The organism is Marinobacter sp. tcs-11 (assembly GCF_002049515.1).
GTDB lineage: Bacteria > Pseudomonadota > Gammaproteobacteria > Pseudomonadales > Oleiphilaceae > Marinobacter > Marinobacter nauticus.
The window spans coordinates 97,028-118,450 of sequence record NZ_LLYU01000010.1 but is presented as its reverse complement, the minus strand read 5'-3'; the positions used below and the strand labels follow the sequence as shown (position 1 = coordinate 118,450).

Annotated in this window: 17 protein-coding genes and 1 tRNA gene; 12 read left to right on the top strand and 6 right to left on the bottom strand. The window is 57.0% G+C overall.

The features are described 5' to 3' along the window. Positions 1-26 precede the first annotated feature (26 nt). The 8 genes from hisC (at position 27) to pyrF (ending at position 8,615) form a co-directional block, all read left to right on the top strand. Positions 27-1,151: a histidinol-phosphate transaminase gene (gene hisC, locus ARC85_RS12760; RefSeq protein ID WP_011784534.1), complete on the top strand. Its 1,125-nt coding sequence runs from the start codon at positions 27-29 to the stop codon at positions 1,149-1,151. A 1-nt stretch (position 1,152) separates the two neighbouring features. Beyond that, positions 1,153-3,381 carry a bifunctional prephenate dehydrogenase/3-phosphoshikimate 1-carboxyvinyltransferase gene (locus ARC85_RS12755; protein WP_286714962.1) on the top strand — a complete coding sequence of 743 codons (2,229 nt, stop codon included), beginning with the start codon at positions 1,153-1,155 and terminating at the stop codon, positions 3,379-3,381. Next, positions 3,381-4,061, top strand: a complete 681-nt coding sequence (gene cmk, locus ARC85_RS12750; RefSeq protein ID WP_011784536.1) for a (d)CMP kinase — start codon at positions 3,381-3,383, stop codon at positions 4,059-4,061. Before ARC85_RS12755 ends, cmk begins: the two co-directional genes overlap by 1 nt. A 129-nt stretch (positions 4,062-4,190) precedes the next feature. Continuing rightward, positions 4,191-5,882, top strand: coding sequence for a 30S ribosomal protein S1 (gene rpsA / locus ARC85_RS12745; RefSeq protein ID WP_011784537.1), 1,692 nt, complete (start codon positions 4,191-4,193; stop codon positions 5,880-5,882). A gap of 132 nt (positions 5,883-6,014) precedes the next feature. After that, entirely contained in the window at positions 6,015-6,311 is a 297-nt protein-coding gene (locus ARC85_RS12740; protein WP_011784538.1) for an integration host factor subunit beta, read from the top strand. Positions 6,312-6,382: 71 nt separating this feature from the next. After that, positions 6,383-6,685, top strand: coding sequence for a LapA family protein (locus ARC85_RS12735; RefSeq protein ID WP_011784539.1), 303 nt, complete (start codon positions 6,383-6,385; stop codon positions 6,683-6,685). Beyond that, complete coding sequence (gene lapB, locus ARC85_RS12730) at positions 6,685-7,857, top strand: lipopolysaccharide assembly protein LapB (protein ID WP_011784540.1); 1,173 nt, start codon at positions 6,685-6,687, stop codon at positions 7,855-7,857. The genes ARC85_RS12735 and lapB overlap by 1 nt, the downstream gene beginning before the upstream one ends. Before the next feature lie 47 nt (positions 7,858-7,904). After that, complete coding sequence (pyrF, locus tag ARC85_RS12725; RefSeq protein WP_011784541.1) at positions 7,905-8,615, top strand: orotidine-5'-phosphate decarboxylase; 711 nt, start codon at positions 7,905-7,907, stop codon at positions 8,613-8,615. Between the two features lie 236 nt (positions 8,616-8,851). Here pyrF and ARC85_RS12720 read toward each other — a convergent pair. Then, a tRNA-Asn gene (locus ARC85_RS12720) sits at positions 8,852-8,927 on the bottom strand. A 70-nt stretch (positions 8,928-8,997) separates the two neighbouring features. Then, entirely contained in the window at positions 8,998-10,182 is a 1,185-nt protein-coding gene (locus tag ARC85_RS12715; RefSeq protein WP_153741064.1) for a pyridoxal phosphate-dependent aminotransferase, read from the bottom strand. 193 nt (positions 10,183-10,375) lie between these two features. Between ARC85_RS12715 and uvrB the strand changes: the two genes are divergently transcribed. Continuing rightward, a complete protein-coding gene (gene uvrB / locus ARC85_RS12710; RefSeq protein ID WP_286714961.1) occupies positions 10,376-12,433 on the top strand; it encodes an excinuclease ABC subunit UvrB in 2,058 nt (685 codons plus the stop codon). Here the strand turns inward: uvrB and rimI are convergent, their stop codons facing one another. Then, on the bottom strand, positions 12,434-13,549 hold the full coding sequence (gene rimI / locus ARC85_RS12705; RefSeq protein ID WP_222533618.1) for a ribosomal protein S18-alanine N-acetyltransferase: 1,116 nt from the start codon (positions 13,547-13,549) through the stop codon (positions 12,434-12,436). A gap of 202 nt (positions 13,550-13,751) precedes the next feature. Here rimI and ARC85_RS12700 point away from each other — a divergent pair, with 202 nt between their 5' ends. Then, positions 13,752-15,251 (top strand): RimK family ATP-grasp domain-containing protein, encoded by a 1,500-nt coding sequence (locus ARC85_RS12700; RefSeq protein WP_014421813.1) that lies wholly within the window; start codon positions 13,752-13,754, stop codon positions 15,249-15,251. A 9-nt stretch (positions 15,252-15,260) separates the two neighbouring features. On the opposite strand, the gene ARC85_RS12695 is transcribed toward ARC85_RS12700, so the two are convergent. Further along, positions 15,261-16,424 carry a cation diffusion facilitator family transporter gene (locus tag ARC85_RS12695; RefSeq protein ID WP_222562422.1) on the bottom strand — a complete coding sequence of 388 codons (1,164 nt, stop codon included), beginning with the start codon at positions 16,422-16,424 and terminating at the stop codon, positions 15,261-15,263. Between the two features lie 404 nt (positions 16,425-16,828). On the opposite strand from ARC85_RS12695, the gene ARC85_RS12690 reads away from it, so the two are divergent. After that, a complete protein-coding gene (locus ARC85_RS12690; protein WP_286714960.1) occupies positions 16,829-17,851 on the top strand; it encodes a quinone-dependent dihydroorotate dehydrogenase in 1,023 nt (340 codons plus the stop codon). Positions 17,852-18,025: 174 nt separating this feature from the next. Here the strand turns inward: ARC85_RS12690 and rmf are convergent, their stop codons facing one another. Next, a complete protein-coding gene (gene rmf / locus ARC85_RS12685; RefSeq protein WP_011784548.1) occupies positions 18,026-18,238 on the bottom strand; it encodes a ribosome modulation factor in 213 nt (70 codons plus the stop codon). Between the two features lie 321 nt (positions 18,239-18,559). Between rmf and rlmKL the strand changes: the two genes are divergently transcribed. Beyond that, positions 18,560-20,737 (top strand): bifunctional 23S rRNA (guanine(2069)-N(7))-methyltransferase RlmK/23S rRNA (guanine(2445)-N(2))-methyltransferase RlmL, encoded by a 2,178-nt coding sequence (gene rlmKL, locus ARC85_RS12680; protein ID WP_286714959.1) that lies wholly within the window; start codon positions 18,560-18,562, stop codon positions 20,735-20,737. On the opposite strand, the gene ARC85_RS12675 is transcribed toward rlmKL, so the two are convergent. Then, entirely contained in the window at positions 20,725-21,327 is a 603-nt protein-coding gene (locus ARC85_RS12675) for an outer membrane beta-barrel protein (RefSeq protein WP_022992549.1), read from the bottom strand. The genes rlmKL and ARC85_RS12675 overlap by 13 nt on opposite strands. Between the last annotated feature and the right edge of the window lie 96 nt (positions 21,328-21,423).

Here is a 21,423-nt window from a genome sequence, read left to right as displayed (position 1 = left end):
CGAATGTCGATCCTGAGGAGAGTTCAATGTCAGTGGATTACCAGAGTCTTGCGGTAAAAGGTGTTCAGGCTCTGTCTCCGTACCAGCCCGGCAAGCCGATTGAAGAACTGGCCCGGGAGCTGGGATTGAATCCGTCGGAGATCATCAAGCTGGCCAGCAATGAGAACCCGCTTGGGCCGAGTGACAAAGCGTTATCGGCCGCCCGAAATGCCCTCGATGAAATGTGCCTGTACCCGGACGGCAATGGCTTTGATCTGAAGCAGGCTCTGGCCCGTCGCTTTGGCGTGGAAATGAGCCAGATCACCCTCGGTAATGGTTCCAACGATGTGCTGGAAGTCATTGCCCGGTGTTTCGTCGACTCTGATAGCGAAGTGGTGTTTTCCCAGTATGCCTTCGCAGTATACCCGCTGGTAACCCAGGCGATTGGCGCCCGAGGTGTGGCGGTGCCTGCAAAAGACTGGGGGCATGATCTGGATGCCATGGCCGACGCGGTGACCGAGCGCACCAAGCTGGTGTTTGTTGCTAATCCGAATAATCCCACCGGTACCGTGCACACCGCCGATGCGATTGAAGCGTTTCTGGATCGTATCCCTGAACAGGTTTTGGTTGTTCTGGATGAGGCCTACTGCGAATACCTTGTTGGTGACGAGTACCCGGATGGTATTCGACTGCTGGACAAATACCCGAACCTGATTGTCTGCCGCACCTTTTCCAAGGCGTGGGGGCTTGCAGCGTTGCGAGTGGGCTACAGCATCAGTTCTCCGGCCATTGCTGACATCCTGAACCGGGTTCGCCAGCCATTCAATGTCGATACCGTTGCCCTGGCGGCGGCCACAGCAGTTCTCGAGGATGAGGCCTATCTGCAGAAATCCCGGGAGGTGAACGAGGCCGGCCTGCAACAACTGGCGGAAGGCTTCGATCGCATGGGGCTTTCCTACATCCCTTCGGCAGGCAACTTCATTGCCGTGGAAGTGGGGGAGCCAGCCGCCGGTATCTATCAGGCCTTGTTGGCCCATGGCGTGATTGTTCGGCCCGTCGCTGGTTATGGCATGCCCCGGCACCTGCGTGTATCGGTCGGCCTTCCGCAAGAAAATGAACGTTTTCTTGATGCGCTGGCTGAGGCATTGGCGTCAGCAGGGCTGGGGGCATGAAGTGACAGTTCCCAGTGCGCCTTTTCGTCGGGTTGCGGTTATCGGCCTGGGGCTGATTGGCGGTTCTCTGGCCAGCGCCATACGCACGCAACAGCTTGCGGGAATGGTGACCGGTTTTGATACCCGTCAGGATGAACTGGCTCTCGGCGTTGAACTGGGTGTAATAGACGAGGCTGCGGATTCCATCGAGCAGGCCGTAAAGGGCAGTGATCTGGTGGTGTTGGCCGTTCCGGTGCGGGCCACCCGTGCGGTGCTGGAACAAATTCGGCCCGTCATCGAAGAGGGCGCCATTCTCTCTGATGTGGGCAGTACCAAGTCCAGTTTTGTTGCCGATGTGGAGGCGGTATTCGGAGAACTGCCACCCTGGGTGATACCGGGCCATCCCATCGCCGGTTCCGAAAAGAGCGGTATCCGTGCGGCCCGGCCCGATCTCTTTACCAATCACAAGGTAATCCTTACGCCGGCTCAGAATGCCGACCAGGCCGGCCTGAATCGTTTGCGGGCCGTCTGGGAAGGTGCCGGTGCGACTGTGCTTACCATGTCGGTGGGGTACCACGATGAGGTGCTGGCGGCCACCAGCCATTTGCCCCACCTGATCGCTTTTTCGCTGGTAGACACGCTCGCGGGCGAAGATGAGAATATGGATATCTTCCGCTATGCCGCGGGTGGGTTCCGTGATTTTACCCGGATTGCCGCGAGCGATCCGGTAATGTGGCACGACATTTTTCTCTCCAATCGGGATGCCGTGCTCCGGGTAATTGATCATTTTACCGAAGATCTGGATCAACTCCGTACTGCCATTGCCAGTGGCGATGGTGCCACGTTGCTCCGGGTTTTCAGTCGTGCCAAGGCGGCGCGAGAACATTTTTCCAAAATGCTTTCAGGACAGGCGTACGTGACTAACAACAGTGATAAACAGGTGACTTTCCAAATGCAGCCGGGTGGCACCGTCAAAGGTGATATCCGGGTTCCGGGCGACAAATCCATGTCTCACCGTTCCATCATGCTTGGTGCTCTGGCTGAGGGGACAACGGAAGTGAAGGGCTTTCTGGAGGGGGAAGACAGTCTTGCCACCCTGCAGGCGTTCCGGGATATGGGTGTAACCATTGAAGGTCCGGATGACGGCTTCGTGCGCATTCACGGCGTCGGTATGAAAGGCCTGCAGGCGCCCCGTGGCCCGTTGTATCTGGGTAACTCGGGTACGGCCATGCGCCTGTTTGCCGGATTGCTGGCCGCTCAGCCCTTCGATTCTGAGCTCACGGGCGATGCCAGTTTGTCGAAGCGGCCTATGGGGCGCGTGGCAGATCCACTGCGTGCCATGGGAGCGGTCATCGACACCGGTGAGGGTGGTCGGCCGCCGTTGAAGATTCGGGGTGGACATGCACTCACGGGCATTCATTACGAAATGCCGGTGGCCAGTGCCCAGGTGAAATCCTGCCTGCTGCTGGCGGGGCTGTACGCTGAGGGCGTGACTTCGGTCACCGAGCCGGCGCCCACCCGGGATCATACCGAGCGGATGCTGGAAGGCTTCGGCTACCACGTTCATCGGGACGGAGCGACCGCCAGTGTTACCGGTGGTGGCAAGTTGTCCGCCTGCGCCATTGATGTGCCGGCTGATATTTCCTCCGCGGCGTTTTTCCTGGTGGCGGCCAGTATTGCCGAAGATTCCGATCTGACCCTTCGTCATGTCGGCATGAATCCCACCCGTGTCGGCGTGATCAATATCCTGAAACAGATGGGTGCCAACATTGAAGTGCTCAATGAGAAGGTCATCGGCGGAGAGCCGGTCGCCGATCTCAGGGTGCGGTCAGCCGTTCTGAAGGGCATCGACATTCCGGAAGAGCAGGTGCCGCTGGCCATTGACGAGTTCCCGGTACTGTTTATCGCCGCTGCCTGTGCGGAAGGGCGCACGGTATTGCGCGGCGCCGAGGAACTTCGGGTGAAAGAGAGCGACCGTATCCAGGTGATGGCGGACGGTCTCGCGGCTCTGGGTGTGGAGACCACCGTGACACCCGACGGCATCATTATAGATGGCGGCCAGGAAATAGGCGGCGGTACCGTGGAAAGCCATGGTGATCATCGCATTTCCATGTCGTTTGCGGTGGCATCATTACGCGCAACCGGACCTATCCGGATCAACGATTGCGCCAACGTCGCCACATCGTTCCCGGGTTTTGTTGATCTGGCATTGCAGACAGGTATTCGAATTAACGCAGAAGGTAGTGATTGATGAGTGATAGCAAGGCACCGGTAATTACGGTTGACGGCCCTGGCGGTTCTGGCAAGGGTACCGTTACCCAGATGTTGGCCCGCAAACTGGGCTGGCATCTGCTCGACAGTGGTGCCTTGTATCGGCTGACGGCCCTGGCGGCTGCCCGCCAGGGGGTTGCGCTGGACGACGAGCCGGCACTGGTTCGGGTTGCCGCAGGGCTCGATGTTGCGTTCATGCCGACGCCTCCGGGTGAGCCTGCGAAGGTTCTGTTGGCCGGGGAAGATGTTACCTCCGAAATCCGCACCGAGACCTGCGGTGATAACGCGTCAAAAGTCGCCGTCATGCAACCGGTGCGCGATGCCTTATTGCAGCGCCAGCGGGATTTCCGGGTGGCGCCCGGGCTGGTGGCCGATGGCCGCGATATGGGTACGGTGGTCTTTCCGGATGCACCGGTCAAAATCTTCCTGACCGCCAGTGCCGAGGAGCGGGCCCGCAGGCGCTACAATCAGTTGAAGGAAGCAGGTGTCGATGTTAACATTGACGCCCTTTTAGAAGAGATACGGGTACGTGACGAGCGGGATATGAACCGTTCTGCGGCCCCCCTCAAGCCTGCAGATGATGCGCAAGTCATTGATTCTACGGGTTTGAGTATCGAAGAGGTGTTAGTCAGGTGTATGGCCGCAGCAGGTCAGGCCTGACTACACCTTTTTGTCGTTGAAATGCCGGAACAGCGTACTCTGCCAGCCGCTGGCTGATTCCGGACATCGTTAACAGACCGTGTTGCTGGTGACACGGAGCACACTTGCGTTGATCATATAGGGCACATAATGAGCGAGAGCTTTGCGGATCTTTTTGAAGAAAGTCTAAAAGAAATTGACATGCAACCGGGTTCCATCGTCCAGGGAACCGTAGTTGACGTCGACAACGACTGGGTCACCGTTAACGCCGGACTGAAGTCCGAAGGCGTTATCCCCGCCTCCCAGTTCCTGAACGAAAAAGGCGAGTTGGAAGTAGCTGTCGGCGATGTTGTCGATGTGGCTCTCGATGCAGTTGAAGACGGTTTCGGTGAAACCCGTCTGTCCCGTGAAAAGGCCAAGCGCGCTGAAGCGTGGAAGGTTCTCGAGAAGTCCTTCGAAGCTGAAGAAGTGGTCAAGGGTATTATCAATGGCAAGGTCAAAGGTGGTTTCACTGTTGATCTGGCCGGCATCCGTGCCTTCCTGCCGGGTTCCCTGGTAGACGTTCGTCCGGTTCGCGACACTGCGCACCTGGAGAACAAAGAGCTTGAATTCAAGGTTATCAAGCTGGACCAGAAGCGTAACAACGTGGTTGTTTCCCGCCGCGCCGTTCTGGAAGCTGAAAACAGCGAGCAGCGTGAAGCTCTGCTGGAAACCCTGACCGAAGGTCTGGAAATCAAGGGTATCGTCAAGAACCTGACCGACTACGGTGCATTCGTAGACCTGGGCGGTGTTGACGGCCTGCTGCACATCACTGATATGGCCTGGAAGCGCATCAAGCATCCGAGCGAAATCGTGAATGTGGGCGACGAAATCAATGTTAAAGTCCTGAAGTTTGACCGTGAGCGCAACCGTGTGTCTCTGGGTCTGAAGCAGCTGGGCGAAGATCCCTGGGTCGACATCAAAGGTCGTTACCCGGAAGGTTCCAAGGTTACTGCTCGCGTAACCAACCTGACCGACTACGGCTGCTTTGCCGAGCTGGAAGAGGGTGTTGAAGGTCTGGTCCACGTATCCGAAATGGATTGGACCAACAAGAACATCCATCCGTCCAAGGTTGTTCAGGTAGGTGACGAAGTAGAAGTGATGATCCTGGATATCGACGAAGAGCGTCGTCGTATCTCTCTGGGCATCAAGCAGTGCGTTGCCAACCCGTGGGAAGATTTCTCCAGCAACTTCAACAAGGGCGACCGTATCTCCGGCAAGATCAAGTCCATCACGGACTTCGGTATCTTCATCGGCCTGGACGGTGGCATCGATGGTCTGGTTCACCTGTCTGACATCAGCTGGAACGAGACTGGCGAAGAAGCCGTTCGCGAATACAAGAAGGGCGACGAAGTTGAAACCGTTATCCTGTCTGTTGATCCAGAGCGTGAGCGCATCTCCCTGGGCATCAAACAGCTGGAAAGCGATCCGTTTGCCGAGTTCGTTCAGCTGAACGACAAGGGCTCCATCGTTAAGGGCACCGTATCTGCGGTTGACGCCAAAGGCGCCACCATTGCCCTGAACGAAGAAGTTGAAGCGGTACTGAAAGCCTCTGAAATCAGCCGTGACCGCGTAGAAGACGCGCGTAACGTTCTGAAGGAAGGCGAAGAAGTTGAAGCGAAGATCATCAGCATCGATCGCAAAAACCGCGTGATCAACCTGTCTGTCAAGTCCAAAGACGTTGAGGACGACAAGCAGGCCCTGGAAAACGTACGCAGTAAGGCTGCAGAATCCTCAGGTGCCACCACCATTGGTGACCTGATCAAGGAGCAGATGCAGCAACAGAACGCTAACAAGGACTAAGTTTCCGGTTGGTGTCAAAAAAACGGGCTCTAAGAGCCCGTTTTTTTTGTGTTTTTTTCTGGTTTGGCTAAACTAGAGGCATTGGAACCCGGTAATTTGCTGCGGAATAATAACGACAGAGGGAAAAGCCTCATGACGAAGTCCGAACTGGTTGAACTGATCGCTTCGAAGCAGACTCAGCTCTCCGTAAAGGATGTTGAGCTCGCGGTGAAAAGCATCATCGAGCATATGTCTCAGTCCCTTGCCGACGGCCAGCGAATTGAGATCCGTGGATTTGGCAGTTTTTCCCTGCATCATCGGGCTGCCCGCACCGGACGTAACCCGAAAACCGGAGACGCCGTGCAACTGCCAGCCAAGTTTGTGCCGCACTTCAAGCCCGGCAAAGAGCTGCGAGAGCAGGTCAACGACAGCATGAAAAAAGGTTTCTGAGGCCCCGAGAAGGCAATTAACACACGAAACCTCACATACCGGGCATCTGACCCGTTGGGAGCGCTTAAGACATGGCAGGACTGCGGAAGATCCTAATTACCTTGCTGGTTCTGGTTCTGATTCTTCTGGCGCTGGTGTTTTCCCTGAATAATCAGATGGCGGTCTCGCTCAACTTCCTGTTGTTCGAAACCCAGCCCCATGGCGTTGCTGTCTGGATCATCATGGCGTTTGTGATTGGTGCGCTGGTTGGGGTGCTTGTGACTACCATGGCTACCGTCCGGACGTCTGTATCGCGCCGTCATCTGCAGAAGCGTCTTGAGCGGACAGAGCACGCACTCGAAAAATCCAGGGCACAAAACGACCGGGCACTTTGATGGACATGCTGTTTCAGTGGCTGCTTCTGACGGCGGCCGTTGCCGCTGGCTGGGCTGTAGGTCGATACGGAAACCGCTCTGGCCGCGCCTCCCGAGCCATTATGGACGAGGATTCCGTTCGGGACCGTCTGCAGTTTCTCTTTACCAACTACTCTGATCAGGCCGTCGATAACTTCGTTCAATCCCTTGCCGTCAACAAAGACACCGTCAGCTTGCATCTCTCCATTGGCAGCCATTTCCGGAACAAGGGAGAGACAGACCGCGCCATTCTGATTCACCAGAATCTTCTTGCCAGGCCTGAGCTGCCGGCCCGTTATTCGCCCCAGGTTACCCAGGAACTGGCAATGGACTATCTGAATGCCGGATTGCTCGACCGGGCCGAAGCACTGTTTCACCAGCTGATGGGCGATCGTGAGTACGGGCGCCGCTCAGCCATTGCGTTGATCGAGCTCTATCAGCAGGAGAGAGAGTGGGAGAAAGCGGCCCAGGTCGCAAAAACCCTCACTCGTAGTGATGCGGATCCTGCTACCTTCAAGGCGCTGGCCTACATTACCTGCGAATTGTCTGATGGCGCCCTGAGCCGTAACGACGACCGCTGGACAGCGCAGAAGCTGGCGAAAGAAGCGCTGGATTACGACCGCTCCTGTGTGCGGGCAACCCTGCTGCTGATGAAGCTCCAGATTCGGCAGGGCAATTTTCGGGAGGCGGCAAACCAGTCCCTGAAAATTTTCGATCAGAATCCGGAGTTCGGTCCGGAAGCGATAGACCGATTGATGAAGCTGGAGCGTGAGCATGGTGATGTTTCACGCCTTTATAAAAAGCTTCGCAAGCTCTATGAGCAGTATCCCAGTACCAGCCTGCTGCTGGCCCTGGTGGAGTCAGTTGAGCGTTCCTCCGGCCGGCCGGCGGCCATTGATCTACTGCGCATGGAGCTGGAGACCAGGCCCTCCGTGCGAGGGCTTTTGCGGTTGGTGGAGATGGCGGGCTATGAAAAAGGCATGACCACTGATGAAGGGCGCCTTGTCAGCAGAATAGGGCACCTGATTCTCGCCAACCGCCCGGTCTATCGTTGCGTAAGCTGCGGATTCTCCGGCCAACAGTTACACTGGCTGTGCCCAAGCTGCAAACAGTGGGAAACCGTGCGTCCCATTCAGGGCGTAGAGGCGGAATAACCTCGCTTTGACCCATCCCGATTACCTTTCTACCCAGGAACCTGAACGTGCAAAACCTGAACGACCCGAAAATCATCGTCGCGCTCGACTTTCCTTCCCAGAATCCCGCCTTGGCCCTGGCAGATCAGCTTGATCCGGCAAAATGCCGCCTGAAAGTGGGCAAGGAACTGTTTACGCGCTCAGGCCCGGATCTGGTAAAAGCGCTCCAGAGTCGCGGGTTTGATATCTTCCTGGATCTGAAGTTTCACGATATTCCCAATACCACCTCGGCTGCTGTGGCTGCCGCTGCAGAGCTGGGCGTGTGGATGGTGAATGTGCATGCCTCAGGGGGCGAGAAGATGATGGTAGCCTGCCGAGAGCGCCTGGAATCGTTCGGCAATGATCGCCCGCTCCTGATCGCGGTTACCGTGTTGACCAGCATGTCTGACGAGGACCTTGCTGGTATCGGTATAGCAAGTTCGGCAGAAGCCCATGTTTCCCGTCTGGCAACCCTGACCAAAAACAGCGGCCTGGACGGCGTGGTTTGCTCGGCTCAGGAAGCCCCGCGTCTGAAAGCGGAGCAGGGCAGTGACTTCCAACTGATCACGCCGGGAATCCGGCCACTAACCGCCGACAAAGGCGACCAGCAACGCATTATGACCCCGACCGATGCCCTTAAGGCTGGATCTGACTACCTGGTGATTGGTCGCCCGATTACCCAGGCGCCGGATCCCTTGGCTGCATTGGAATCCATTCACGCTGAGGTCGTAGCGGTCTAAGTTTCTCCCCCGTTTCGGGTCCTGTCCCTAGCTTTCCGGTTTGGCGGGTAGGGCACGGACGGGTGTCGCTCCCGAAAACCGCTACAAGCACATCCATGTGCGCTTCTCTCCGGCCATCCATGGCCTCCGACATTTTCGGGAGCGACACCCGTCCGTGCCCGGCAGGCGATTATACGAATACGAGGTCTAACGAAAAAAGCCCGCTAATTCAGAGAACTAGCGGGCTTTCGAAATAGTGGCTCCCCGAGCTGGGCTCGAACCAGCGACAAACGGATTAACAGTCCGTTGCTCTACCAACTGAGCTATCGGGGAACGTCGTCGTGTGACGAGGCGCGTATATTATGTTGGCCATACCGCCCCGTCAACCCCTCAGCTTAAAATTTTAGCCAAGAGCCTTCTGCAAACGCTCGACCGCCTTCTGCAGGTTATCCATGCTGGTGGCAAAGCTCAGCCGCATGTGCCCCGGGCAGCCAAACGCAGAGCCCGGAACCAGAGCAACGCCGGCTTCGGTCAGCAGCTTCTCGGCGAATTCCACATCGGTGCTCACGCCGTCAGTGGCATCGATGGCACCCTGGAAGCTCGGGAAGACATAAAACGTGCCGTCACCGTTCAGGCAGTCCACACCAGGCAGTTTGTTCAGGGCCGCTACCAGCCAGTCGTGGCGTTCCCTGAAAGCCTTGACCATCTCGCCCACGCACGTCTGATCGCCGTCCAGAGCGGCTGTTGCGGCGGCCTGGGAGATAGAGCAGGGGTTGGAGGTGCTCTGAGACTGGATCTTCTTCATGGCACCGATGATTTTTGCCGGGCCAGCGGCATAGCCGATACGCCAGCCAGTCATGGAGTAGGCCTTGGAGACACCGTTCAGTACGAAGGTGCGGTCATACAGCTCCGGGCAAGCGTTCAGGATGTTGCAGAACGGCTTGCCAGTCCACAGGATCGGCTCGTACATATCGTCGGTGGCAATCATGATGTTCGGGTGCTTTTTAAGCACCTCACCGATGGCCTGCAGCTCTTCCATGGTGTAAGCCATGCCACTGGGGTTGGACGGGCTGTTGATCACGAACAGGCGGGTGCGCTCAGTAATGGCGTTTTCCAGCTGTTCCGGCGTGATCTTGAAGCGAGTCTCTGCGGTGGTTTCGATGATCACCGGTTTGCCTTCGGCCACCAGCACCATATCCGGGTAGGAAACCCAGTAGGGTGCGGGAATGATGGCCTCGTCGCCTTCATTCAGTGTCGCCAGGGCGAGGTTGAAAAAGCTCTGTTTGCCACCACTGCTTACCAGTATCTGGTTGGCTTCGTATTCCAGGCCGTTGTCCCGTTTGAACTTCGCAATAATCGCTTTCTTCAGCGCGGGCGTACCATCCACGGCGGTGTACTTGGTCTGGCCGTTGTTGATGGCGTCGATAGCCGCCTGTTTGATGTGATCGGGGGTGTCGAAGTCAGGCTCGCCAGCACCGAGGCCGATAATATCCTGGCCGGCCGCACGGAGTTCAGCGGCTTTATTGGTAACTGCGAGGGTGGGGGAAGGCTTGATCGCCTGTACTCGGCTGGAAAGTTGAAGGTCCAAACTTGAGCTCCTTAAAGCTGCGTCTTATTGGGCTGCGATCGGCCGGGCAACTGGAGCCAAAGTTACTGGCTGATTTTTCACCCAGCCGTCGATCGCACAGATGGTATCATGAAGCTGCCAGAACGCTAAATTTCTTGAGGATGCGACGCAAATATTCCGTCGTTTCCGGTGTCCGGAGGTTAAAACGCCAGATATGGCCAACAAAGCATCCAGTGCGAGGGAAGGGGCTTTTCGCGTCGATTCGCCCTACCAACCTGCAGGTGACCAGCCCAAAGCGATTGCGGGACTGGTTGACGGCATTGAATCCGGGCTTGCCCATCAAACCCTGCTCGGGGTAACCGGTTCTGGCAAGACTTTCACCATTGCCAATGTGGTTCAGCAGGTCCAGCGGCCAACCATCATCATGGCCCATAACAAGACCCTGGCGGCGCAGCTCTATGGCGAGTTCAAGGAGTTCTTCCCCGATAACGCGGTGGAGTACTTCGTCTCCTACTACGATTACTACCAGCCGGAGGCCTACGTACCGTCTTCCGATACCTTTATCGAAAAAGACGCCTCCATCAATGAGCACATTGAGCAGATGCGGCTGTCGGCCACCAAGGCTTTGCTGGAGCGGCCGGATGCCATCATTGTCGCGACGGTTTCTTCCATCTACGGTCTGGGTGATCCGCAATCCTATCTGAAAATGATGCTGCACCTGGACCGGGGTGACCAGATGGATCAACGGTATATCCTGCGGCGGCTGGCCGAACTGCAGTACACCCGCAATGACATCGAGTTCCATCGCGCCAATTATCGGGTGCGGGGCGATGTCATTGATGTCTTCCCGGCAGAATCCCAGAAGGAAGCCATTCGCATCGAACTGTTCGATGATGAAGTGGAGAACCTGAGCTATTTTGACCCGCTTACCGGAGAGGTGCTCAGGCGGGTGCCGCGCGTGACCATTTACCCGAAGTCCCACTATGTCACCCCCCGGCAGACCGTGCTGGATGCGGTCGAGGACATCAAGCAGGAGCTTGATGTTCGGCTGCAGCAGTTGAGGGATAACAACCGGCTGGTGGAAGCTCAGCGGCTGGAGGAGCGTACCCGCTACGACATCGAGATGATGCTGGAGCTCGGTTACTGCAATGGTATCGAGAACTACTCCCGCTATCTCTCCGGGCGTAACCCCGGTGAAGCGCCACCCACGCTGTATGACTACCTGCCACCCAACGCTTTGCTGGTAGTGGACGAGTCCCACGTGACCATTCCGCAGATTGGCGCCATGTACAAAGGGGACCGGTCCCGTAAGGAAACCCTGGTGGAGTACGGTTTCCGTCTGCCATCAGCACTGGATAACCGCCCCATGCGGTTTGAGGAGTGGGAGCGAATTGCGCCCCAGATGATCTTTGTCTCGGCCACCCCGGGGAATTATGAGGCCGAGCATGCTGGCCAGGTGGTGGAGCAGGTGGTACGACCGACCGGACTGCTGGACCCGGAGATTGAGGTTCGGCCCGCGTCTACCCAGGTGGATGATCTGCTGTCTGAGATTCACCAGCGCGTGGGGGTGAGTGAGCGGGTGCTGGTCACAACACTTACCAAGCGCATGGCCGAGGATCTGACCGACTTCCTGATGGAGCACGACATTCGCGTGCGTTATCTGCATTCAGATATCGATACCGTGGAGCGCGTTGAGATTATTCGGGATCTGCGGCGGGGCGAGTTTGACGTGCTGGTGGGCATCAACCTGCTCCGGGAGGGGCTGGATATGCCGGAAGTGTCACTGGTGGCAATACTGGATGCGGATAAAGAAGGCTTCCTGCGCTCAGAGCGTTCGCTCATACAGACCATTGGTCGGGCCGCCCGTAACGTGAACGGCAAGGCCATTCTGTATGGCGACAGGACCACCGGTTCCATGCAGCGGGCCATTGATGAGACCGAGCGTCGTCGTGCCAAGCAGATGGCACACAACGAGGAGCATGGTATTACCCCCACCGGTCTGAACAAGAAGATCGCGGATATTATGGAGGGTGCCGCGGGCGGCGGTGGTCGTGGCCGGCGCAAAGCGGAGCGTCCCGGGCAGAAGGCTGCTGAAGAAGCCGAGGATTATCGCGTAAAGGTAGGCAATCGCTCGCCGGAAGATGTCCTCAAGGAAGTGGCGAAACTGGAAGACGAGATGTACAAAGCCGCCGCGGGTCTGGACTTCGAGACCGCGGCACGACTGCGGGATCAGATTTCGGAACTGAAGGAAGCGGCCCTGCGGACCGGCTGATCACTGTCGTTTGGGGCCGACAATCACTGCCGCCTGCAGGGGCTGGTTGCGGCCATAGCGCGACATCTTGTCGAATACCCGTCGGTCGATGGGCAGGTATTGCTTGTCGGCCACGGTTTCCCCTTCCTCGGTATCGATTTCCGGGTCATGCAGGTACACGAAATCCTCGTCGATGGCACACACGGTTACCCAGTGCGGCACCCGGCTCCGGTTCAGTTGCCAGGTGCTGATCAGGATGACAGGGATGCGCCCGTCATGCAGGGCCTTCTCCATTGCCTCCAGGGTTAGCGGGTCGTGATGCAGCTGGATTTCTGTCTGCCCGATATCGTGCAGGAACCCCTCGTGCACCAGTTCCAGTACCCGCTTTTTATCTTCGTTGCGGACCGTATCTTTGAACAGCGCGCCTTCCTGGCTGATCCAGGCACTGGCCTCGAAGCCCCGGTGCCAGGCAGATAGCGCAAGCCCATGGGGGCCACAACCGCCATGCCCGGCCAGCATGAAGATGGTGGTGGCTTCACGCCAGATTTTCAGCTCCTCCAACGTGCTTACTGGTTGCTGTTCGTCAAGGGCCGCCATCGCCATGATTAATGCAGACGGACCGCAGGTGAACTCGGTGGTCTGGGGGTAATAGGGCACCGGAAGAAATTCGCGAGAGGGCTCGTAGTAGAGGATCCGCCGCTCGAACCGTAAGGCATCGCCGTGATCTTCGTAGTAGTCCCGGTAGGTGCCAAACTGCCGATATCCCAGCCGACGATACAGGGCAATGGCCCCGGTGTTGTCTTCACGCACTTCCAGCCGCATGATGATGCGATCAGCCTCAACCGCTTCCTTCTCCGCCTCACGGACCAGTCTTTCACCCACACCGCGGCCGCGGGCAACTGGTGAGACTGCAATCGAGTAAATCCGAGCCAGCCGGGTGGCTGCATTCATCAGCACCAGGCAGTAGCCCACCAGTTCGCCGTTCAATTCGGCGATAACCAGTCGGTCCCTGGGCATCTCCAGAAAGCGGCGGAAGCTGCGCCGGGATATTCTGTCCTCGGTAAAACAGCGGTTCTCCAGCTGAACGAGGGCATCCAGATCACTGGCATGGGCTTGGCGGAGCATTACATCGGTCATGGTCTGGTAAACCCGGTCAACGAGAAAAAGGTAGCGCCTGGCGGGCACGCTCATTGCCGCTATTATGGTAGACAGATGCCATCCCGTCATAGCAGCGGATGATGCGTAAAAGCACGCATCTTCAGGCGATTGTCTGGCAAGGTGATGGGGCGTATTGTTGCCGGAATTATCAGGCTTTACCTTCAGGGAGGAATGCCGCTTTATGTCCCGATTGCTCATCGTTGTAGACCGCGCCAAAGACTGGGCACCGTACTACCCCAGCGAAGACGTGCTTACCTTCGATCAATACCTTCAGTTTACCGCCCCGGTTAACAGCCGCGTGCGGGTGATAAACCTGTGTCAGAGTGCCAGGTATCTGAGCCGGGGCTACTACTGTTCGTTGCTTGCGGAAGCGCGCGGGCACCACGTGGTGCCATCGGTTATGACGCTCAACGACCTGAGCCGGAAGGGACTGTTTTCGCTTGAACTCGAAGAGCTGGACAGCAGTGTCATCCAGTGGCTGGAAAAATCAGCCTCCGAAATCGATCCCGCCACCGATGACCGGGACGCCACCCATGAAGTACGAATCCGAACCTATTTTGGCCAGGCCGAACATCCAGACCTGAAGCCCGTGGCCCGTGCCCTGTTCGAGCGGTTTCCGTGCCCGATTCTGGAAGTGGTGTTCCGTCACCGCAAACAATGGCAGATCGAAACCATGAAGCCGGCGGCGCCGGCGGATCTTGACGAGCGTGAGCAGGATTTGTTTGCGGCCGCCCTGGATCGCTTCAGCAGCATGATCTGGCGCAAACCGCGCACCCGTCGCCGCTACCGTTTTGATCTGGCTATGCTGGTGAACCCCGAGGAAGAGTTGCCTCCGAGCGATGAGATGGCCCTGAAGCGTTTTGAGCGTGCCGGCAGAAAGCTGGGAATTAACGTGGAGCGCATTACCCGCCGGGATTACATGCGCCTGCCGGAATATGATGGTCTGTTTATTCGTGAAACCACCGCTATTGATCACCACACCTATCGGTTTGCTCGCAAGGCAGAGGCCGAGGGGATGGTGGTAATTGACGACCCGGTGTCGATTCTGCGTTGCACCAACAAGGTGTTTCTGGCGGACCTGCTGAAAAACAACAAGGTGCCAACACCGAAAACGCTGATCCTTTCAAAGGATCAGAAGGATGCGGTACAGCAGGTGAGTAATGAACTGGGCTTTCCTGTGGTCATCAAAATTCCGGATGGCGCCTTTTCCCGTGGTGTGATCAAAGCCAAGGACGAAAAGGAACTTCGGGCAGGGCTGAAAGACCTGTTCAAACAGTCTGCGTTGGTATTGGCTCAGGAGTACTTCTACACGGATTACGATTGGCGCATTGGTGTGCTTGGCGGCCGGGCCATCTATGCCTGTAAATATCTGATGGTGAAAGGTCACTGGCAGATTTACCAGCACGGTGGTGCCACGGTGGAAAGTGGCGGTTTTGAAACCATGCCCACCTACGAGGTGCCTCGCAATGTCATCCAGGCGGCATTGAATTCGACCCGGTTGATCGGTAATGGGCTTTACGGTGTCGACATCAAACAAGCCGGGAATCGGGTGGCGGTGATTGAAGTGAATGACAACCCGAGTATCGACTCGGGTGTGGAAGACAAGTTCCTGGGCGGAGAGCTGTATACCCTGGTGATGCAGGAATTCCTCTCGCGCATGGAGGAGAACCGGCGCCGTTAAACCGGCGCGTCAGGTGGCAGCGACCCAGACCCGGACGCTGCCAAACCAGGGGTAGTCTGCCAGAACCGCTCGAACCTGTTCCGTGGTCAGGTGCGGCCCGGAATGGTTTTCATCCAGGAAGATTTCCAGGTGGATGCGATTCTTGAGGTAATGAAGCCGGAGCCGGCTTTGTGGTGGAAGCTCTCCCAGCTTCTCTGTCAGCAGGCGACGAAGTGCTTCGCGATCGGGTAGCCCCGGGTCGGTGGCGTGGGGCACTTTTTCATCGTTCTCGGCGTCGATATGGAAGTTGATGTCCCGAATGTTCTCCAGGGCATCCCGCATGCCCGTGACCACCTTCATACCAATCTGATGCCCCTCGGAAACGCTGATTTCCGGGCGAACCACCAGGTGAACGTCCAGCAGGATATCGTGCCCCATCCGCCGGCTGCGCAGTTCATGAACATTTCGCACGCCATCCGTTTCCAGGGCAATGGTTTTCAACATCCGGGTATCATCTTCGGACAGACCTGTATCGACCAGTTCTTTCACGCTGTCCCAGGTGAATTTCCAGCCGATGTGCACAATGATGGCTGCAATGAGGACGGCGGCTACCACGTCGAGCCAGACGAAACCCAGCATGGCACCGATGGTAGATACCAGAACGACCACTGACGAAAATGCATCGGTACGGCTGTGCCAGGCGTTGGCAATGATCAGGTCTGAGCGGATTTTCATGCCAACATGGCGAGTATAACGGTAGATCCATTCCTTGCCTGCTACCGAGGCCGCGGCCGCTACCAGCACTGGCCAGCCCGGAACCAGCTGCGCTTCACCGGACAGGAGCCTGAGAATATTCTCCCAGGCCAGGGCCGCGCCCACGGCAATAAGAATGCTGCCCAGTACCAGAGTGCCGAGGGTTTCGATTCGCTGGTGTCCGTAAGGATGGTCCGCATCTGGCTCCTTACGGGACAGGCGCATGACCGCCAGAACCACCCAATCCGATGCCACATCGGTAAAGGAATGGATACCATCCACCAGTAGCGCCTGGGAATTAAAAAGAGTGCCGCCAATGACTTTTATGATGCCCAGAACGGCATCGAGAATCATGCCAATGATCGTAACCCGGGTCGCCGCATGCTTCTCGGATTCGAGATTATTCTGGCGCTGCTGGCTGGGTTGATCAGGCTGTTCCATTGGATTCACTCCGGGCTTTTCGCGATGAGGGCAGTATAACGGGAATAAACGCAGAAATGGGTGGAATTAATGGCCTGGCTGTGGTCGATTTATGCACATCATGACGAATTGGTTACCTGTTAGCATTTTGTTACCAAAGCCGTCAAATGTTAATTTTATCTATTTAAGGTATTGATAAATAAAGGGAAAATAACTGATCAAAAAATGATCAATTTGTAGGCTGGCGCAGTTATCAAGGGGTCGGGGCGCTTGCTCGGCAATTTTCAACAGGGTTATCCACAGATTCCGTGGAAAAGCGTCGGGAGGCTATACAGGGCGGGGTTTTCGGGACTAATTGGGGTTTACACAAGATGGTGTGGAAAACTTTCGGTATACTCCTGCCACCCGGAGAAAGGAGTTTGACGATGTACGGCCTTCTGAGAAATCTGCTGTTCCGATTGCCCCCGGAGCAGGCCCATAATGTTGCCCTTGGCAGCCTGGATGTTGCTCAAAAACTGGGCATCCTGAATACATTTACCCGACAGCCGGAGCCTTGCCCGGTAAACGTGATGGGCCTGGAATTCCCGAATCCGGTTGGATTGGCTGCTGGGCTGGACAAAAACGCCGACCACATTGATGCTCTTGGTGCTCTCGGTTTCGGGTTTATCGAAGTAGGCACTGTTACGCCTCTGGCACAGCCAGGTAATCCAAAACCCCGAATGTTCCGGTTGCCGGAGCACCAGGCCATCATTAACCGCATGGGGTTCAATAATGAAGGCCTGGAACACCTCATTACCAATGTCCGCCACCGTCGTTACCGGGGCGTACTGGGCATTAATGTCGGCAAGAATAAAGACACCCCGAATGAGCAGTCGGAACAGGACTACCGTAGAGGAATAGCGGCTGTTTACCCCTATGCCGACTACATCACTGTCAATGTTTCTTCTCCCAATACGCCGGGCCTCCGGGATCTGCAGTTTGGCGATTCGCTCAAGCAGCTTTTGCACGCCATAAAGGAAGAGCAGGCAGCGTGTGAGCAAAAGCATGGCCGCTATGTGCCGGTGGCTGTAAAGATCGCCCCGGATATGGACGAGCAGGGCATTCGCTTTGTGGCTGCAGCATTGCTCGAAGCTGGCCTGGATGGTGTGATTGCCACCAACACCACGATCAGCCGGGAGGCGGTGAAGGGGCACGCTCACGAGCAGGAGGCGGGCGGTCTCAGCGGTGCACCGGTACGGGAAGCGTCTGTGAAAGTGATTCAGGGGCTGTATGCTGAGCTGGGCGATCGGCTGCCGATTATTGGCGTGGGCGGCATCACGGATGGCGACAGTGCGGCAGAGAAGATTCGGGCAGGCGCAAAGCTGGTGCAGATCTATACCGGGTTTATTTATCGAGGCCCGTCGTTGATCAACGAAGCTGTGGAAGCAATCCGGAAAGAAATCAGCTGAGGCCAGAAAGAAGGTGGGCCCGCTGAGCGGGCCCTTGCGGGGAATAAACCCCGTAGCGCTTCTTCGCATGGTACGGGGCGGGAGGCCCCGTTTGGGTTGCTCTGGTTACTGCTCTGATTGTGATTTGTGCGTAAAAATTGAAAAAAACAGATCAGGGTTAAACGGGGTTGGCCATTATGTTGCGGTTACGTTGGCCAGTTTATGGATGCCGGAGACGCCGGTCATGCCCTCCCAGTTATCTGTGCGGCCTTCTCGCCACCCGTTCAGCCATTCCTGGCGGACTTCCGGTTGTTCTAACGGGCAGCTGTCTTTGGATTTGCCGGACACGCCAGCGAGATAACCCCGCTTGAATGCACGAGCGTACATGTCTCTCTTCTGTCTTTTCATGCCGTTCCTCACTGATGGATTAACAGAACAAGCGTGTACACATCTGCAGTGACCTTGGCAGTCGGGAGCCTCTCCGGGACAACCCACTATTGCCAGCTCCGGTCAGAGCAGTCAGGATCCTGTTAACGGAGACTTTTATTCGGCCTCCGGAACGACGCGTCAACTACAAGGTAAGACGAACCTCGCGCCGGTGTACACTATTTATTTCATCTATATGGCGCTTCTTTTATATTTTTGTGAAATAACGATGACAGTCGCTAAAAGGCTTTTACTGCCATTCCGGAAACTTACCGGCCCTATTCAGAAAACCAGGAGTTGATCTTGTCCAAGCATGTCTTTTTCGTAACCTGCCCCAAAGGCGTCGAGTACCTCCTGGCCGATGAATTGAAAGAATTCGGCCTGAACCTTGTGCGGAATGCACCCGCTGGTGTCTGGGTTGAGGGCGAGCTGGAGAGTGGCTATCGGGCCTGCCTGTGGTCCCGTCTGGCGAACAGGGTGATTCTGAATGTGGCGGATGTGGATGCCCGGAGCGCCGACGAACTTTATGCCGGTGTCGTGGATCTTGACTGGCAGGCCCATATACCCGCGGGGGGGAGCTTCCGGGTAACGTTTCTTGGCCAGAACGAAGCCATCCGGAACACTCAGTTTGGCGCCCAGAAAGTGAAAGATGGCATTGTTGACAGCATTCGGGGTGCCGGTGCACCCAGGCCCTCGGTTGCGCCGAAAGACCCGGATGTCACGGTATCGGCGCGGTTGAACCGGGGCCGCTTGTCGTTGGGGATTGATCTGAGTGGCCACAGCCTTCATATGCGGGGCTACCGAACCGAAAAGGGTATCGCGCCCTTGAAAGAAAACCTTGCAGCGGCTTTGCTGCTGCGGGCAGGGTGGCCAGAGATTGCCGCTAACGGTGGTGACTTTGTGGACCTGATGTGCGGTTCCGGTACGCTGGTGGTTGAAGCTGCGTTGATGGCGCTGGACATTGCGCCGGGGCGGAAGCAGGAGCGGTTCGGGTTCGAAAAGTGGCCAGGACACCAGCCCGAGCTTTGGCTGTCGCTGCGCCAGGAAGCGGAGCGTCGGGCCCATGAGGGCAAGCAGGGGCGCATTCCCACTTTTTATGGTTTTGATCGGGATGGTCGCGTGATTGCGACTGCGGAGAAGAACATCCTGCGAGCTGGCCTGGAAGGTATCGTTCGTGTAGAAGCCAGGCCGATCTCCGAATTCACTCGCAAGAATGACTGGAGCGATACTGGCCTGGTGCTGACCAACCCGCCCTACGGTGAGCGGTTGAGTGAGCGCAAGGAACTGGCGGCCCTGTACCAGGCCCTTGGAGAGGTTGTGGCCCGGGAGCTCACCGGATGGCGCCTGGGGGTGTTCACCGGTGCGCCGGAGTTCGGAAAATCCCTCGGTTTGCGAAGCTTCAAGCAGTACAAGTTGTTCAATGGCAAGCTGCCGGCGCAGCTGTTGCTGTTCGATGTACAGCCGGAGAATGCCCGCACGCCCCGTGATCCGGCCGCGCCGGGGCAGATTATGCCTCGCATCGCCAACGCCGAACGGGCAGACATGCTGCGTAACCGTCTCAAGAAGAATCTGAAAACGATTGGCCAGTGGGCCAGGAAGCAGAACATTGGCTGTTACCGCCTATACGATGCCGATATGCCGGAATATGCCTTGGCGATCGATATCTACGAGGGGCGGGTGCATGTTCAGGAATACCTGGCCCCGAAATCCGTCGACGAAAAGGCAGCCAGAGAGCGCCTTGCCGAAGCCATGGCGGTGATCCCGGAAGTGCTTGAGGTCGCGCCGGAGGATCTGGTGTGCAAGCAACGTCAGCGCCAGACCGGTACCCGGCAATATGAAAAACAGGCGGCGACCGGCGAGTACTTTAACGTGCACGAGCACGGCTGCGCCCTGAAGGTGAACCTGAAAGACTATCTGGATACCGGCCTGTTCCTGGATCATCGCCCGGTACGTTACTGGATCCAGCAACATGCCAGGGGCAAGCGTTTTCTGAACCTGTTCTGTTATACCGGCGCAGCGACCGTGCACGCAGCGGTTGGCGGAGCCAGCCGCACCCTGAGCCTGGACATGTCCAAAACCTACGTCAGCTGGGCTCAGGATAACCTGGCTCTCAACTCGGCAGATCCGCGCAAGCATGTCGTCGAACAGGCAGACTGTCTGGCCTGGCTGGCAGACCGAAAAACCGCGAATCAGACCTTTGATCTGATTTTCATGGACCCGCCCACCTTCTCAAACTCAGCCCGGATGGCTGGCGTTCTCGATATTCAGCGCGATCATGCCGATCTGGTGCGGCAGTGCATGGCACGACTGTCCAGTGATGGCCTGCTGATTTTCTCCAATAACTTCCGTAAGTTCAGGCTGGATGAGGCGCTGGAGTCAGAGTTTGAAGTGAAAGAGGTGAGTGCCAGCACTCTGGACAAGGATTTTCAGCGCAACCCGAAAATCCATCGGTGCTGGCATATCCGGCATCAGAACTCGTAACGGATACCTGAGGAGAACTGGAAGGCATTGGCGCTGGTGTCCGTGTCTTCAAACAGCTTGCCGCCCTCGAAAACCAGGTAGGTGTTATCCATCAGTTCCAGGTCCAGGCCGGCCAGCCAGCTGAAGCTGAAGCTGCTGCTCGGGTAATCGCCCTCGATATCCCGAAACTGGGCATTGGCGTCGGCATCCCGGTTGTCGAGGGTTGCCTCCCCGCTGACATGGGTAAAGCCAGCCTGGGCATAGACATTGCCAAGCTCACCGATGGGGTAGTGCAGGCCCATGTACCAGCTGCCGAAGTAGTCGACGGCCAGGCTCAGGTCGCCACGGGAAATCTCGGCGTCTGCCAAGCCGCCCCCCAGCCTCACCTCTGCATGAATCAGGTCGCTCAGGTGGCCGCCAATCACCAGTGTCGCTGCCTGGCCCCAGCCATCCTCGTCGGATTGCCCGATGGAGCGGTGTTCAATGGCTGTCGCCAACAGTCCGACATAGTGTTTATCGGAGCGAGGGGTCTCCTGGCCAAAGGCGGCGCAAGAAAACAGGCCAAGCGCTATCAGGCTGGATGTGAGGAAACGGGGTGTGACCTTGTTCATTATTATCAGGCTTCCTGTCAGTAACGGTACTGACGCCCGATTCTGCCTTGTGTAACGCAATGTTACGCGGACTCATGTCACAGTTCCCCGTGATCA